We start from the raw sequence: 14,317 nt of genomic DNA on the forward strand, positions 1-14,317 counted from the left end.
CGACATGCAGACATCGCCGTCCCACGTCCAGGCCGGGGAGGCCGACCGCTTGGATGCGCGGCTCGCGCGAAGCGGCGGCCCGAATGCCCGGCGGCGTCGCGGCGCCCTGAGACCGGGGGAGGGCGGCCGCGGCAAGCTCGGCTGGAAGGCGTGGCTCGCCATCGACGTGCTCGGGCTGGCCCTGTTCCTGACCGTGATCGTGGTCTGGCCGCCGCTCAGCGCCTGCCGCGAGAAGGCGCGGGACTACGGGCTCTACGCGGGCGACACGATCGAGAAATGCACCCGCCGCGGCATCGCCGAGCGCCTCGAGCGGGCGGACCAGCGGGTCAAGATGCTGATCCGCGGCTCGGGCCGGTAGGGCCCGGGCCGCGGGCTCCCGCGCCTCAGAACAGCCCGTCGATCTGCCCGTTCGCGTCGAGGCGGATCGTGTCGGCGGCCGGAACCTTGGGCAGGCCCGGCATCGTCATGATCTCCCCGCAGATCACCACCACGAAGCCGGCGCCGGCCGAGAGCCGCACGTCGCGCACCCCGACGATGTGCCCGTCCGGCGCGCCGATCAGGGTGGGATCGGTCGAGAACGAGTACTGCGTCTTGGCCATGCAGACCGGCAGGTGGCCGTAGCCCTCGGCCTCGAAGGCGGCGAGCTTCTGGGCGGCCTTCGACTCGATCTGGATGTCGGCCGCGCCGTAGAGCTTGGTCGCGATCGCCTTGATCTTGTCGGTGAGCTTCGATTCGGTCTCGTACGTGTAGGTGATCGGCTGGGCACCGCCCTCGGCGAGCCGCACCACCGCCTGGGCCAGGGCCTCGGCGCCCGCGCCGCCCTCCGCCCAGTGCTTGCAGGTGATGGCCTCGACGCCGAGGCGCTCGCCGCACAGCTCCCGCAGCCGGGCGTGCTCCGCGTCGGTGTCGGCGTAGAAGTGGTTGACTGCCACCACCACCGGCAGACCGAAATTGCGCACGTTGGTGACGTGCCGGGCGAGGTTGGCGAAGCCCCGCTCCAGGGCCTCGATGTTCTCGCCCCCGAGGTCCTTCTTGTTGACGCCGCCGTGCATCTTGAGGGCGCGCACGGTGGCGACGATCACCACCGCCGAGGGGCTGATGCCGGCCTGCCGGCACTTGATGTCGAGGAATTTCTCGGCCCCGAGATCGGCGCCGAAGCCCGCTTCCGTCACCGTGTAGTCGGCGAGCCGCAGGCCGGCGCGCGTCGCGATCACCGAGTTGCAGCCGTGCGCGATGTTGGCGAAGGGGCCGCCGTGGATGAGGGCCGGGTTGCCCTCCAGGGTCTGCACGAGGTTCGGCTGCAGCGCATCCTTCAGGAGCACGGTCATGGCGCCCGTGGCCTTCACGTCCTTCAGCGTGACGAGCTTGCGGTCGCGGGTCTCGGCGATGACGATGCGGCCGAGGCGCTCTTCCAGGTCCTCCAGATTCTTGGCGAGGCAGAACACCGCCATCACCTCGGACGCCACCGTGATGTCGAAGCCATCCTCGCGGGGGAAGCCGTTGGCGACGCCGCCAAGCGACTGCGTGATCTGGCGCAGCGCGCGGTCGTTCATGTCCACAACGCGGCGCCAGAAGATGCGGCGCACGTCGATGTTGAGCTCGTTGGCCCAGTAGACGTGGTTGTCGATCAGCGCCGCCGCGAGGCTGTGGGCCGAGGTGATGGCGTGGAAGTCGCCGGTGAAGTGCAGGTTGATCTGCTCCATCGGCACGACCTGCGCCTTGCCGCCGCCGGCCGCGCCTCCCTTCATGCCGAAGCAGGGGCCGAGCGAGGGCTCGCGAAGGCAGATCATGGTCTTCTGGCCGATCCGGTTCAGCGCGTCGCCGAGGCCCACCGTCGTGGTGGTCTTGCCCTCGCCCGCGGGCGTCGGCGAGATCGCGGTGACGAGCACGAGCTTGCCCTCGGGCCGCCCCTCAAGGCCGGCGATGAAGCCGTGGTCGAGCTTGGCGATGTGCTTGCCGTAATTGTGCAGGGCCTCGTCCGGGATGCCGAGCGTCTCCGCCACCGCGGCGATCGGCTTCAGGGTGGCGGCGCGAGCGATCTCGATGTCTGACGGCATGGTTTCCTCACCCTGAGTGGTGCGGGCCGCGCCGCAGGGCGCCCGTCACGGCGTCCGTCGCGTTCCGCACGGGATCCCCGCCGGCTTTTGCCGTGCGGGCGCGGCGCGACCTGGCCCGAGCCGGGCCCGATCAACGCGCTATCCCGGTAGTTTAGCGGCAAGCCAAGGTGAAAAGCCCGTCGAAATTTTTCGACGAGCCCACAAAATATCTTTCGTGATCGGGCGGGTGGCGAAGAAGCCTTTGCGGGCTCAGCCCGTCATCGCGGTCGCGGTGTAGCCGGCCTTGCCGAGCGCCTCCGCGATCGCGAGGCGAGGCTCTGGGCGCTCGTCCGGATCGCGACGCGCTCGCCCGGGCGATCGACTTCGACGGCGGCCTCCGGGTCGAGCCGGCAGACCGTGCGCCGCACCGCCTCGGCACAACCCTCGCAGGTCATGCCCTCGACGCGCATCAGCAGGTCGGTACGCTCGTTCATGCGGTACTCCGGTCGGCGGGATGCAGGGCGCATCCCTCTCTGTCGAGACGGTATGTCGGACCGCGGGCCCGCGGCGGCCAGGTGCGCGGAGGCGGAGCCTCAGGCGCGGCCGACGCTGCCAGAGAGCATGGCCGGGTCGATGCCGATGCCGCGCAGCGCCCGCTCGTACTTGGCGTCGAGATCGGTGTTGAAGATCAGGGTCGGGTCGGCCGGGCAGTTGAGCCAGCCGTTGGCCATGATCTCGCTCTCGAGTTGGCCCGCCTGCCAGCCCGCGTAGCCCAGCGCCAGCACCGCGCTCGCCGGGCCCGCCCCGCTCGCGATGGCGCGCAGGATCTCGACGGTGGCGGTGAGGCAGATGCCTTCGTCGATGATCAGCGTGGACTGGTCGATGTGGAAGTCGTCGGTGTGCAGCACGAAGCCGCGCCGCCCCTCGACCGGCCCGCCCATCAGCACCGGCATGTGGCCGACGCGCTCGCGCAGGCGGATCGCGTCGGCTTCCTGCGCCACGTCGAGCTGCAGCAGGAGGTCGGGCATCGAGAGGTCGGTGACCGGCTTGTTGACGATGATGCCCATCGCCCCGTCGGCCGAGTGGGCGCAGACGTAGATCACCGAGCGGGCGAAGCGCTCGTCGCTCATCCCGGGCATCGCCACCAGGAACTGGCCGTCGAGATAGGAGGGGGCGCCGGACGGAGGCATCTGCATGGCGCCATGCTACGCCCCGCCCGACCTTTGTCCAGCGGACAAAACGCGCGACGCGCCGGGGAAGGGGGCCGTGGCTCGACAGGGCCGGCCCCCGGCCCTAGTTCAAGCGCGAACCGCGCAAGCGTGGCAGTTTCGAGACGACGGAGACGGCGATGATTCAGGTCGGCGATCACCTGCCCCAGGCGACTTTCCGCGTGAGCGGCCCGGACGGCCCCGCGGCCAAGACCACGGACGACGTGTTCAAGGGCCGCCGCGTCGTGCTGGTCGGCGTGCCGGGCGCCTTCACGCCGAGCTGCCACCGCAACCACCTGCCGGGCTTCGTCACCCACCGCGACGCGATCCTGGCGCGCGGCGTGGACGCGATCGCCGTGACCTCGGTCAACGACGTCTTCGTGCTCGACGCCTGGGCCAAGGCCAGCGGCGCCGAGGGCATTGAGTTCCTGGCCGACGGCAACGGGGACTTCGCCAAGGCGATCGGCCTGGAGATGGACGGCACCGGCTTCGGCCTCGGCATCCGCTCGAAGCGCTACGCGGCGCTCGTCGAGGACGGCGTGGTCCGGGTGCTCAACGTCGAGGAATCGCCCTCCAAGGCGGAAGCGTCCGGCGCCGAGGCTCTCCTCAAGGTGATCTGAGGCCGGATGCCCGGGACGCGCCGTCGCCCCGGTCCGCCCTCGAAAGGCCACGTTCGGATCGCGACGTCCGGTTGAATCGCAACCGAACGGGATCCGAACGCGTGTCCTTCCTTCACGATCTGCCGATCGCGGATCTGATCGCGAGCTACGGCTACCTCGCGATCTTCGCGATCATCACCCTGGAGAGCGCGGGCGTGCCGATGCCTGGAGAGACCGCGCTGATCTCCTCGGCGGTCTACGCGGGCAGCACGGGCCAGCTCAACATCGGCCTGATCGTCCTGGCGGCCGCCTCGGCGGCGATCCTCGGCGACAACCTCGGCTACTGGGCGGGCCGCCGCTGGGGCATGCCGCTGCTGCTGCGCTACGGCCACCTGATCGCCCTCGACCACGGCCGGCTCAAGCTCGGCCAGTACCTGTTCCGGGAGCACGGCGGCAAGATCGTGTTCTTCGGCCGCTTCACCGCCATGCTGCGCGCCTACGCGGCGGTGCTCGCCGGCGTGAACCGGCTCGATGCGCGCCGCTTCATGCTGTTCAACGGGCTCGGCGGCGTGATCTGGGCGGCCGCGATGGGGCTGGGCTCGTACCTGTGCGGGCGCTCGATCGAGAAGGTCGCCGGCCCGGTCGGCCTCGCGCTGCTCGCCGGGGTGATCTTCGGCGGCCTCGCGCTCTGGCTGTTCGTGCGCCGGCACGAGACGCGGCTGCGGGCTGAGGCCGAGGCCGCGATCCCAGGGCCGCTCGCCTGACGGTGGGAGGGAAGACGCGGAAGGGGCCGCGTCCCCCCGATCTCAGGCGCGGCCGTAGTCGCGCGCGTCGCGGGCCTGCCGGTGGAAGGCGAGGCGCCGGTCGTACTCGCGCGGGTCTTTTGGCTGGACCAGGGCGCCGGGCGGCACGTTGAGCCAGTCGACCAGGCGGGTCAGCATAAAGCGGAGCGCCGCCCCGCGGGCGAGGACCGGCAGGGCCGCGACCTCGGCGGGTTCCAGCGGGCGCACCGCCTCGTAGCCGGCGATCAGCGCCGCGGCCATGTCCCGCCGGAAGATCCGGCCCGCATCCTCGAAGCACCACGCGTTGAGGCAGATCGCGAGGTCGTACGCGAAGGCGTCCGTGCAGGCGAAGTAGAAGTCGATCAGGCCCGACAGCGCGTCGCCGATGAAGAACACGTTGTCGGTGAAGAGGTCGGCGTGGATCACCCCGCCGGGCAGCCCGGCCGGCCAGGACGCCTCGAGGAGCGCGAGGTCGGCGCGGGTGCGTTCGGAGAGGCCCGACGAGACCCCGTCGGCCTGGCCCTCGGCCTGCGCGAAGAGCGGTCCCCAGGCCCCGACCGAGAGGCTGTTGGCGCGGCTCATGCCGAAGTCGCTGCCCGCCGCGTGCAGCTCGGCGAGCGCCCGGCCGAGCGCCGCGCAATGATCGACGCCGGGCGCCTTGACGGAGACGCCTTCCAGGAAGGTCACGATCACTGCCGGCCGGCCGCAGAGGCGGCCGAGCGCCTGCCCGTCGCGGTTGCGCACCGGCTGCGGGCAGGCGAGCCCGCGGCGGGCGAGGTGGTCCATCAGGTTAAGGAAGAAGGGCAGGTCCCCCTCGTTCACCCGCTTCTCGTAGAGGGTGAGGATGAAGTTGCCGCTCGTGGTGTGCAGGAAGAAGTTGGTGTTCTCGACCCCCTCGGCGATGCCCTTGTAGGAGAGCAGGGTGCCGATCTCGTAGGCGGCCAGGAAGGCGCTCAGCTCCGCGTCGGGTACCTCGGTGTAGACGGCCACGCGCTGCGCTCGTTCGGTTGGGAGAATCCTGGACGGAAGAGGGGCGCCAGTCGGGCGCCCCTCGAAACACCGTGCCGTGGGGGTCTCGGGGCCGGCCTACTCGGCGGCGGCCGCCTCGCTGCGCAACTCCCGCGGCAGCGGGAACACCATGTCCTCGACCACCGTCGAGACAGTGTCGACGGTCACGTCGTAGCGGGCCGCGAAGGCGTCGATGATCTCCTCGACCAGCACCTCGGGCGCCGAGGCGCCGGCGGTGAGGCCGAGCTTCTTCACGCCCTCGAAGGCCGGCCAGTCGATCTCCTCGGCGCGCAGCACCAGTCGGGTGATCGGGCAGCCGACGCGCTCGGCGACCTCGCGCAGGCGCTGCGAGTTCGAGGAGTTGGACGAGCCCACCACGATCAGCGCGTCGACCAGCGGCGCGATCTGCTTCACCGCCTCCTGGCGGTTAGTGGTGGCGTAGCAGATGTCGTCCTTGTGCGGCCCGGTGATGTTCGGGAACTTCTGCTTCAGGGCGTCCACGATGTGGCGGGTGTCGTCCACCGAGAGCGTGGTCTGCGTCACCCAGGCGAGGTTGTTCGGGTTCTCCGGCTCGAGCGCCGCGATCTGCTCGAGATCCTCGACCAGCGTAATCGAGCCCTTCGGCAACTGGCCCATCGTGCCGACGACCTCGGGGTGGCCCGAATGGCCGACGAGCAGGACGTGGCGCCCGCGCTTGTGGTGGATCTCGGCCTCGCGGTGGACCTTGGTCACCAGCGGGCAGGTCGCGTCGATGGTGGTGAGCCCGCGCTCGACGGCGTTGGCCGGCACGGTCTTGGCCACGCCGTGGGCGGAGAAGATCACGGGCGCGCCGCTGTCGGGCACCTCGTCGAGCTCGCGCACGAAGACGGCGCCCTTCCGCTTCAGGCTCTCGACCACGTACTTGTTGTGGACGATCTCGTGGCGGACGTAGACGGGCGGCCCGTAGATCGCGAGCGCGCGCTCCACCACGTCGATGGCGCGCACCACGCCGGCGCAGAAGCCGCGCGGTGCCGCGAGCAGGATCTCCAGCGGAGGCTTGAGGCCCGTCGCGGGCGCGGCGTCGGGATTCGGGATGTCGGCGCTCATGGCCCGGATGTGGCGAGGGCAGGCCCGTTCTGTCAACAGGCCGAGCCCTCGAAACCGCCTCCGTGCGCGCGGCGCGGGGCACGATTGCGCGGGCCGCGTGGTCCTCGGGCGACAGATCGAGCGCTGGCCGGCGGATCGCCCGGGGGTTCCTTAATGCATCCGCAAGGTTGTGGCGTCTAGCGTGCACACGTGGCCATCCAGGCCCGCAGACGGACTTCCATGGTGCCGACCCGAGCAGAGCGGACCGGAGCGGAGGACGGCAACGTGCCGGGCCGGACGACCCGTGCCGTCTCGGCCTTCGCGCGCGACCAGCGCGGCAGCACGGCGATGGAATACGCGATGATCGGCGCGCTGATCTTCGCGGTCGCGGCCGGGACGATCAAGCTCTACGGCTCGAAGATGAACGACGTCTACGTCCGAATTGGTACGACCGCCGCGCAGGTCCAGTAGACGGCCGCACGCCGGCCCGGCTCCCTCCCGGAACGCTCTCAGGCCTCGCCGGGCTTGGGTGGGGTACGGCCGGCCGGCTTCGCGGCGGGGGGCTGCCCGGCGGCGCGCCCGGCCTCGCTCCAGAAGGCGTCGAACAGGCCCTGCATCGCCCGCACGTTCTGCTGCTGCACCTCGGCGCCCGTCTGGAGCATCTGCTGCAGGAGATCCTGTCCGGCCGTCTGCGTGTCGGGCCCGCCGGCGGGTCTGGCACCCGCGCTCCGTGCGCCCGCGGGCCGCGCCTCGGTCCGGGTTCCGCGGGATCCGGGGCGTGCCGAAGGCGGGGCCTGCGGCCGGGGTGCCTCGGCGGCCGGCATGAAGGCCTTCATCATCTCGATCCAGGCCTGGTTGACCGGAAAGGCCGCGGCGGCCTGTTGCGGCTGGGCCGGCTCGCTCACGGCCGGCGGGTTCAGCAGCATGTGGACGATGCTCGCCACCACGGCGCCCGCCATCATCGGCAGCATCTGGCGCAGGACCTGCGCGCCGACGCCGCTCGTCAGCGAGGCCTGCTGCAGCACCGCCTGGGTCAGCATCGGCGAGCCGAAGATGTTGGCGAAGCCCGTGGGATCGTTCGGCGTCGTGCGCTGCAGCCCGATCGCGAAGGCCGGCAGCAGGGCTTCGAGGGCGCGGCGGGTCTGCTCGGGGCTGAGGCCGAACTGCTGGGCCACCCCCTGCATCCCGGCGGCACCGGGGCCCTGCAGCATGTCGATCGGGTTGAACATGGCCTGCGGCCTCACTGATACCGACGCGGAACCGGGCCGAACCCCGCCCCGAGGCCCTTCGCCCGTCCAAGGGGCAAGTCTGCCCTGTCGGGCGCCCGATAGCCAGAACGCGCGGATCCCGAACCGGATCGCGCCGCGCCGGGAGCGCGGTCATCCTCACCTATTCGCGCCGGCCGTCCGCCCGCTCCAGCACCGTCCCGCCCGCGGCCTCGGCCTCGATGTCCGTGTCCGTCCCCGCCTCCGGGACCGGCCGATCCAGCAGGCGTTCGGCCGCCTCGCGGCGGTCGTGGCCGATGATGTCCCGCGTCTCGGCGTTCAGCGCGCGGGCCGGGCGCTGCGGAGCGGTCAGGGGCTCGGGCTTCAGCTCGGCGGGTGCGTTGCCGCGCAGCCAGCCGCTGCCCTCCGGCAGCGCGCCGGCCTGCTGCAGGACGAGGCGGGCGACGTCGCGCTTGCGCACGTCCTCGACGCGGGCGGCGGCGGCCTCGGCCGGCAGGCCCAGCCCCTCCAGGGTGGCACGCCCGAACTGCAGCGCCGACTCGGAGGTCTCGCGGAGCTGGAAGTCGACGTCGCGGTTCATCAGCTCGACGGCGTGCATGCGGTCGTAGGCCCGCACGTAGGTGCGCACGCTCTCGAACTCCTCGTGCACCATCTCGACGATCTTCAGCGCGGCCTGCGCGTCGTCCACGCAGATGCAGACGAGCTCGGCCCGGCCGATGCCGGCGGCGCGCAGCACGTCGAGGCGGGTGCCGTCGCCGTAGTAGATCCGGAAGCCGAAGCGCGAGGCCGAGCGGATCTGCTCGACATCCTTGTCGATCACCGTGACGGCGATGCCTTCCGCCAGCAGCACCTGGGTCAGGATCTGCCCGAAGCGGCCGAAGCCGATCACCAGCACCCGCGTCTCGGCGCTCTCGACCACGTCGGTGGCGGGCAGGTCGGGATCGCCCGAGCGGGCCCGGACGGCGTCGAGCGCCTTGTCGAGGCCCTTGGCGGCCACGGGCCCGACCAGCATGGTCAGCGCGGCCAGCGCCACGGCGAAGCGCGTGCTGGTGGCGTCGGTCAGCCCCAGCCCCTCCGCCTGCGGCAGCAGCACGAAGGCGAACTCGCCGGCCGGCGCCAGCACGGCGGCGCCCCGCAGCGCATCGAGGGGGCCGGAGCCGAACAGGCGGAAGAGGGCCGCCACCAGCGCGACCTTCACGAGGATCGCCGCCGCGGTCGCGCCGAAGAGCTGCGGCCAGACCGCCTTCACCAGGGCGCCGTCGATCGACATGCCCACGCTCATGAAGAACAGGCCGAGCAGCATGCCGCGGAAGGGCTCGATATCGGCCTCGAGCTGGTGGCGGAAGTTCGACTCGGCGAGGAGGATGCCCGCCAGGAACGCCCCCATCGCCATCGAGAGGCCTACCTCCTGCATCATCAGCGCGGTGCCGAGCACCACGAGGAGGGCGGCGGCCGTCATCACCTCCCGGGCGCCGGAGGCCGCGAGCAGGCGGAAGAAGGGGTTGAGGCCGTAGCGGCCGACCAGCACCACGGCGACGATGGCGCCGAGCGCCTTGGCGGTGGAGAGCGCGGCGTCCCCCAGCCAGGGCGCGTTCCCGCCCCCGCCCGCCGAGGCCATCAGCGGCATCAGCGCCAGGATGCCGACGACGGCGAGATCCTGGAAGAGCAGCACCGCGAAGGCGCGGCTGCCGTAGGCGGTGCCGAGGTCGCCGCGCTCCTCCAGGAGCTGCAGCGCCACCGCGGTGGCCGAGAGGGCGAGCGCGATGCCGATCACCGCGCTCGCGCCGAGGCCGATCCCCGCGAGCAGGCCCGCGCTGCCCAGCACCAGCGCGCACAGGGCGAGCTGGAGCGTGCCGAGGCCGAAGATGTCGCGCCGCATCGAGACGAGCTGCGAGAGGTGCAGCTCCAGCCCGACGATGAAGAGCAGCAGCACCACGCCGATCTCGGCGACGCTCGCGGCGGTCTCGGGCTCGGCGATCAGCGAGAGGCCGGAAGGGCCGATCAGCACGCCGGCCACGAGATAGCCCAGCACCGCGCTCTGCCCGGCCAGCCGGAACAGCGGGACGCCGATCACCGCCGCCGACAGGAAGGTGAGGACGGGCGGCAGGAAGCTCGCGTGTTCGGCAGGACTTGCCATGGCCGGCGGGTGACCTCGGGCTCGGGTGCGGATGGCGGCCCGATCCTTAGCCCGCCCGCCCGGCCGGCGCGAGCGCCGAGCGGGTGCCGTATGTCACGCGGGGGCCTCAGGGCAGCCGGAAGGCCACCAGGGTCATGTCGTCCCGCCGGAGCTCGCCGCCGCGGTAGGCGGCGAGATCCCGCTCCAGCCCGGCGAGCTGCGCGTCGAGTCCCTCCGCGGCGCGGGCGAGGAGGCGCTCGGCCACGCCCTGCCGGCCGAGAAGCTTCGGCCGCACGCCGGGCGCGCCGCCCATCTGATCGGTGACGCCGTCGGTCATCAGGTAGAAGGTGGTGCCGGGCTCGACCGGCACGGGGGTGTCGCTCTCGGGCGGCGCCTCCCGCCCGGTGCGCGGATAGCCGAGGCCGCGCCGCCCGCCGCGAACCTGCTCGACCGCGCCCGCCCGGATCGTGGTGAGCGAGAGGCCCGCACCCGCGAAGAGCAGGCTGCGCCGGGCGGGATCGAAGACGCAGACGCCGCAATCGAGCCCGTCGTCGGATTCGGCGCCGCGCCCGTCCTGGCGGAGCTGGGCGCGCACCATCGCGTCGAGGCCCGCCAGGATCGCGGCGGGCGAGCGCAGGGAGCGCTCGTGCAGCAGCCGGTCGAGGGCGGTGGCGACGATCAGGGTCAGGAAGGCGCCGGGCACGCCGTGGCCGGTGCAATCGGCCACCACGATCACGCAGAGGCCGTCGATCTCCTCCAGCCAGTAATAGTCGCCGCCCACGAGGTGCAGCGGCTCGTACAGGACGGCGAGGTCGACGCCAGAGGCGGCGAGCGCGCCCCGCTCCGGCAGGACCGAGGCCTGGATGCGGCGGGCGTAGCCGATGCTCTCGACGACCTGGCGGTTGGCCGCGGCGAGCTCCGCGTGGGCCGTCTCCAGCGCCTGGAGCAGCCGCTTGGCCTCGTCGCCGCTGCGCAGGCCCTCGACCATGCTGTTGAAGGCCTGGGAGATCGCGTCGATCTCGTTGCTCGGGCGGTAGGCGCCGCCGAGATCGACCGCGGTCCAGCGCTTGTGCTCGACCGCCCGCATCGCGACGAGCAGGCGCTGCAGCGGGGCCACGACGTGGCGGCGCACGGTGCGCTGCAGGGTCGCCACGAAGGCCAGCATCAGCACGAGGCTGGTGCCGAGCGCCAGGAGCGCCTGCCGCTCCGCGTTGTCGCGCAGCTCCTCGGCGGAGAGCACCACTGTGAGGCTGCCGGCGGCCAGGCCCGGGCCGGCAAGCTCCGCGCTGACCTGGACGCGGTTCCAGTCCCGCCCCTGCGGCCGCTCGCCCGCGCTGCCGACGAGGGCGCCCGCCGCGTCGCGCAGGACCGCGTAGCGGAAGGCCGGGTCCCGGGCGAGCGCCTGGAGCTGGGGCCCGAAGATCTCGGGCGCCCGTTCCCAGCCGGGCCGGGCGAGGGCGCTCGCGGTCAGCGAGGCCAGCAGGTTCGCCCGGTCGGCGTGGAGGCGGAGCTGGTCGGCGTGGTTGATCCAGGCGATCCCGGCCTGAGTCAGCAGCACCACGGCGGCGATGACGGGATAGATCCGCAGGAACAGCGTGCGGGTGAGGCTGTCGAGGTCGCGGCCCCGCGCGGCCCCGCGCAGGGCGCCCGGCGCCATGATCGCGTCCGCACCGGCAACGTCGGCCGCGACGTCGGCGAAGCCCAGCGTGTCCAGCAGGTCCTCGCGGCGCATCGGCCCGGAGCCGCGCAGGCCGCCGCGCCGGGCCGCCGGGGGTGAGGTCTCGGCGGTGCTCATGGATCCTCGGACCGGCTCGGAGGGGTTCGGGGCGGCGCTCAGGCCGTCCCGGGCGCGGCGGCGGCCCGGACCCGGTCGCGGCCGCCGTTCTTGGCCGCGTAGAGAGCGGCGTCCGCCCGCTTCAGCGCCCCGGCCAGAGGCTCGCCGGGCGCGCAGGCGGCGAGCCCGACGCTGACCGAGATCGACAGCGCGCCCCGCTCGGTCTGCACAGGCGTGTCCGCCACCGCCCGGCGCAGGCCCTCGGCGCGGGCCAGTCCCTCATCCGGGCCGGTCTCCGGCAGCAGGATGGCGAATTCCTCGCCCCCCGTGCGGCCGAAGGCGTCGCCCGGGCGCAGGATGCCCCGGCAGGTCGCCGCGAAGGCGACGAGCGCGGCATCGCCCGCCGCGTGGCCGTGGCCGTCGTTGATGCGCTTGAACCGGTCGAGGTCGAGCATCAGCAGGCACGCGCCGCCCGCGGCGCGCGGCCAGGCCAGCTCGGCGACCTCGAGGAAGCGGCGCCGCGTCAGCGCGCCCGTGAGGTGGTCGGTGTCGATGAGGCGGCGCAGCTCCGCCTCCAGGCGGGTCCGGTGCTCGATCTCGCCCGAGAGCGCCGCGTTGAGGGCCTGCAACTCGCGCTGCTGCTCGGCCATGCGCTGGTTCACCCGCTGCAGCTCGAGCTGCATGCGGTCGCTCATCCGCACGAGGCGGCGCTGCTCGCGGGTGCCCCGGCGATAGGCGCCGGCGAGTTCCTGCACGCCGTCGGCCACCTCGGAGAGGCGGGACAGCATCACGTCGGCGCGGCCGATGACGGCCTCCTCGGCATCGAACAGGCTGAACCCGTCGTCCTGTGCCGGATCCCTCGCCGGATCCCGCGCCGGCCCCCCCACGGAGCCCTGGACGGCTTCCTGCGCGCGCCTGAGCGCGGCTGCCCGGCTGCCCGGCATCAGACCTGCGCCTCCATCGCGAGTTCGAAGGCCGCGTGCTCGAAGTCGGCGGCGAAATCCGCGCCGGCCTCCGCGATCGTGTCGTCGCCCTCGGCATAGAGCCAGCGGATCGTGACGGGACGGCCCGCGGCGGCGGCGTCCTCGAGCGGCATGAACAGGTTCATCAACGCCTTGGCGCTCGACGAGTTGAAGTAGGCGAGCGCGACCTCGAAGGCGAGCGGGGCCTGCCCTCCCTCCGCGAGGTGGCCGCGCAGGGCCTGCAGCAGCGGCCCGTAGAAGGCGGCGGCGTCCTCCGGATAGGACTCGCCGCGCAGCGACAGGCGGCCGGTCTCGAAGTCGAAATCGACCTCCGGGGAGCGCTCGGTCGCGGCGATCTGGATGCGGGTCATCGGCGGGCCTCAGATGTAGGCCTTGAGGCAAAACAGGCTGCGCTCCGCGCCGATCGCCTGGAAGTCGTACTCGACCGGGGCGCTGGAGCGCCGGGCGATCTCGATCAGGCCGATGCTGCCGCCGAGGCTGCCCTCGTCCGGGGGCTGACGCAGCTTCTCGCGGTAGAAGCGCTTCAGCTCCTCGCCCGTGAGGCCCGAGAGGTGGTCGAGGCGCTCGCGCAGGCGCGGCACCTCGGCGCTGCCGACCTCGTTGCCGCAGACCACGAAGAACCGGTCCCCCTCGGTGCCGACCACGATCATCCCGCCGCTGACCCGGCCGGGCCGCGGCTCGGCCGCGGGCTGGATGCGGTCGGCGGAGTAGCGGATCACGTTCTGCGCCTGCTCGACGAAGATCGAGAACACGCGCTTGGCCACGCCCGCGTCAGTCTCGTCCTGGCGCATGCGCAGCTTCAGCACCTCGCCCAGCGAGAACAGCACGCTCTCGGAGAGATCGCCGCCGAAGGAGAGGATCACCCCGTTGCGCCGGGCCGCCTCGTGGAAGGACAGGAAATCGTTGGCGAGCACGGAACCCTCCGAGAGCGGGGCCAGCGCGCCGATGCGGCTCGGCCCTCGACCGGACAGGATCCGAGACATAGCCCGGACGTCTCAACGAAGTCTTACGACGGGCTCGTGAAGTCGTACTCCGGGGCCGTGATGCCGTATCGTCCAAGTCTAGGGCAAGACTTCGGGGGCGATCTGCAAGCCCATGATCGGGGCATCATGCACAAAGATTGTGCTTCGCGGGCGAAGAGTAGGTCGGCGCGCCGGGAGGACGCGCGCCGGTCGGCGCGGATCCGGCCGGCGCGCGTCCCCGGGCTCAGTCGCGGCCGGCTTCCTTGCGCAGGGCGTCGATGCGCTTCGAGGCCTCGGCCTTGCCGAGATCCGGGTCGAAGGCCTCCGGCTCCTTGGCCTCCTCCGACAGGGTCTTGAGATAGGAGGCCTGCGCGCCCGTCATCGGCTCGCCCCCGGTGGTCCACTGGTCCGGGTCCTTGATCTGGTTCGAGGTGTCCTTCGGGTCGGTCTTCGGGTTGCTGTCGGTGGCGTGCGTGTCGGCGTTCTTCGCGGCGGCCTTGGCCATGAGGGAACCTTTCGTTCTTGAAACGTTCCCATCAACGCGGGCCCCGCGGGCGG

General features: G+C 72.3%; 15 protein-coding genes and 1 pseudogene. 4 read left to right on the plus strand and 12 right to left on the minus strand.

Annotation, left to right across the window (positions count from 1 at the left end; all coding sequences use genetic code 11):
- Positions 1-4 precede the first annotated feature (4 nt).
- A complete protein-coding gene (locus tag MFF56_RS11560) occupies positions 5-358 on the plus strand; it encodes a hypothetical protein (protein ID WP_066919204.1) in 354 nt (117 codons plus the stop codon).
- Positions 359-383: 25 nt separating this feature from the next.
- Here the strand turns inward: MFF56_RS11560 and MFF56_RS11565 are convergent, their stop codons facing one another.
- From MFF56_RS11565 to MFF56_RS11575, 3 genes and pseudogenes are all read right to left on the minus strand, one after another.
- Complete coding sequence (locus tag MFF56_RS11565; RefSeq protein WP_066919202.1) at positions 384-2,057, minus strand: formate--tetrahydrofolate ligase; 1,674 nt, start codon at positions 2,055-2,057, stop codon at positions 384-386.
- Positions 2,058-2,306: 249 nt separating this feature from the next.
- A pseudogene (locus MFF56_RS11570) lies at positions 2,307-2,530 on the minus strand (heavy-metal-associated domain-containing protein).
- Positions 2,531-2,629: 99 nt separating this feature from the next.
- Entirely contained in the window at positions 2,630-3,232 is a 603-nt protein-coding gene (locus MFF56_RS11575) for a YqgE/AlgH family protein (RefSeq protein ID WP_066919200.1), read from the minus strand.
- A gap of 152 nt (positions 3,233-3,384) precedes the next feature.
- On the opposite strand from MFF56_RS11575, the gene MFF56_RS11580 reads away from it, so the two are divergent.
- Both MFF56_RS11580 and MFF56_RS11585 read left to right on the plus strand, forming a co-directional pair.
- The gene (locus tag MFF56_RS11580; protein ID WP_066919198.1) at positions 3,385-3,864 is read left to right on the plus strand and encodes a peroxiredoxin; all 480 of its coding nucleotides are present in this window, start codon (positions 3,385-3,387) and stop codon (positions 3,862-3,864) included.
- Positions 3,865-3,965: 101 nt separating this feature from the next.
- Entirely contained in the window at positions 3,966-4,607 is a 642-nt protein-coding gene (locus MFF56_RS11585) for a DedA family protein (protein WP_066919196.1), read from the plus strand.
- A 42-nt stretch (positions 4,608-4,649) separates the two neighbouring features.
- On the opposite strand, the gene MFF56_RS11590 is transcribed toward MFF56_RS11585, so the two are convergent.
- Together MFF56_RS11590 and ispH are read right to left on the minus strand one after the other, a co-directional pair.
- Positions 4,650-5,615 carry a homoserine kinase gene (locus MFF56_RS11590; RefSeq protein ID WP_066919193.1) on the minus strand — a complete coding sequence of 322 codons (966 nt, stop codon included), beginning with the start codon at positions 5,613-5,615 and terminating at the stop codon, positions 4,650-4,652.
- A 96-nt stretch (positions 5,616-5,711) separates the two neighbouring features.
- A complete protein-coding gene (gene ispH / locus MFF56_RS11595) occupies positions 5,712-6,719 on the minus strand; it encodes a 4-hydroxy-3-methylbut-2-enyl diphosphate reductase (protein WP_066919191.1) in 1,008 nt (335 codons plus the stop codon).
- A gap of 219 nt (positions 6,720-6,938) precedes the next feature.
- Between ispH and MFF56_RS11600 the strand changes: the two genes are divergently transcribed.
- Entirely contained in the window at positions 6,939-7,169 is a 231-nt protein-coding gene (locus MFF56_RS11600; RefSeq protein WP_066919189.1) for a Flp family type IVb pilin, read from the plus strand.
- 38 nt (positions 7,170-7,207) lie between these two features.
- Here the strand turns inward: MFF56_RS11600 and MFF56_RS11605 are convergent, their stop codons facing one another.
- The 7 genes from MFF56_RS11605 to MFF56_RS11635 all read right to left on the minus strand — a co-directional run bounded on the left by MFF56_RS11605 (position 7,208) and on the right by MFF56_RS11635 (position 14,264).
- Positions 7,208-7,927: a DUF937 domain-containing protein gene (locus tag MFF56_RS11605; RefSeq protein WP_066919187.1), complete on the minus strand. Its 720-nt coding sequence runs from the start codon at positions 7,925-7,927 to the stop codon at positions 7,208-7,210.
- A 160-nt stretch (positions 7,928-8,087) separates the two neighbouring features.
- The gene (locus tag MFF56_RS11610) at positions 8,088-10,061 is read right to left on the minus strand and encodes a monovalent cation:proton antiporter-2 (CPA2) family protein (RefSeq protein WP_238230040.1); all 1,974 of its coding nucleotides are present in this window, start codon (positions 10,059-10,061) and stop codon (positions 8,088-8,090) included.
- Between the two features lie 106 nt (positions 10,062-10,167).
- Entirely contained in the window at positions 10,168-11,835 is a 1,668-nt protein-coding gene (locus tag MFF56_RS11615; RefSeq protein ID WP_238230041.1) for a PP2C family protein-serine/threonine phosphatase, read from the minus strand.
- A 38-nt stretch (positions 11,836-11,873) separates the two neighbouring features.
- Positions 11,874-12,758: a GGDEF domain-containing protein gene (locus MFF56_RS11620; protein WP_082773126.1), complete on the minus strand. Its 885-nt coding sequence runs from the start codon at positions 12,756-12,758 to the stop codon at positions 11,874-11,876.
- Complete coding sequence (locus tag MFF56_RS11625; protein ID WP_066923888.1) at positions 12,758-13,147, minus strand: DUF1987 domain-containing protein; 390 nt, start codon at positions 13,145-13,147, stop codon at positions 12,758-12,760. Before MFF56_RS11625 ends, MFF56_RS11620 begins: the two co-directional genes overlap by 1 nt.
- Before the next feature lie 9 nt (positions 13,148-13,156).
- Entirely contained in the window at positions 13,157-13,780 is a 624-nt protein-coding gene (locus MFF56_RS11630; RefSeq protein WP_238230042.1) for a SiaB family protein kinase, read from the minus strand.
- Positions 13,781-14,003: 223 nt separating this feature from the next.
- The gene (locus tag MFF56_RS11635; RefSeq protein ID WP_066924712.1) at positions 14,004-14,264 is read right to left on the minus strand and encodes a DUF3072 domain-containing protein; all 261 of its coding nucleotides are present in this window, start codon (positions 14,262-14,264) and stop codon (positions 14,004-14,006) included.
- Between the last annotated feature and the right edge of the window lie 53 nt (positions 14,265-14,317).

The sequence above is a fragment of the Methylobacterium hispanicum genome, assembly GCF_022179285.1.
GTDB classification, from domain to species: Bacteria; Pseudomonadota; Alphaproteobacteria; order Rhizobiales; family Beijerinckiaceae; genus Methylobacterium; species Methylobacterium hispanicum.

Excerpts from the sequence above, each read along its gene's own strand:
- MFF56_RS11560 (WP_066919204.1), top strand. The coding sequence starts at position 5 with ATGCAGACATCGCCGTCCCACGTCCAGGCCGGGGAGGCCGACCGCTTG.
- MFF56_RS11565 (WP_066919202.1), bottom strand. The coding sequence starts at position 2,057 with ATGCCGTCAGACATCGAGATCGCTCGCGCCGCCACCCTGAAGCCGATC.
- MFF56_RS11575 (WP_066919200.1), bottom strand. The coding sequence starts at position 3,232 with ATGCAGATGCCTCCGTCCGGCGCCCCCTCCTATCTCGACGGCCAGTTC.
- MFF56_RS11580 (WP_066919198.1), top strand. The coding sequence starts at position 3,385 with ATGATTCAGGTCGGCGATCACCTGCCCCAGGCGACTTTCCGCGTGAGC.
- ispH (WP_066919191.1), bottom strand. The coding sequence starts at position 6,719 with ATGAGCGCCGACATCCCGAATCCCGACGCCGCGCCCGCGACGGGCCTC.
- MFF56_RS11600 (WP_066919189.1), top strand. The coding sequence starts at position 6,939 with ATGGTGCCGACCCGAGCAGAGCGGACCGGAGCGGAGGACGGCAACGTG.
- MFF56_RS11605 (WP_066919187.1), bottom strand. The coding sequence starts at position 7,927 with ATGTTCAACCCGATCGACATGCTGCAGGGCCCCGGTGCCGCCGGGATG.
- MFF56_RS11610 (WP_238230040.1), bottom strand. The coding sequence starts at position 10,061 with ATGGCAAGTCCTGCCGAACACGCGAGCTTCCTGCCGCCCGTCCTCACC.
- MFF56_RS11615 (WP_238230041.1), bottom strand. The coding sequence starts at position 11,835 with ATGAGCACCGCCGAGACCTCACCCCCGGCGGCCCGGCGCGGCGGCCTG.
- MFF56_RS11620 (WP_082773126.1), bottom strand. The coding sequence starts at position 12,758 with ATGCCGGGCAGCCGGGCAGCCGCGCTCAGGCGCGCGCAGGAAGCCGTC.
- MFF56_RS11625 (WP_066923888.1), bottom strand. The coding sequence starts at position 13,147 with ATGACCCGCATCCAGATCGCCGCGACCGAGCGCTCCCCGGAGGTCGAT.
- MFF56_RS11630 (WP_238230042.1), bottom strand. The coding sequence starts at position 13,780 with ATGTCTCGGATCCTGTCCGGTCGAGGGCCGAGCCGCATCGGCGCGCTG.
- MFF56_RS11635 (WP_066924712.1), bottom strand. The coding sequence starts at position 14,264 with ATGGCCAAGGCCGCCGCGAAGAACGCCGACACGCACGCCACCGACAGC.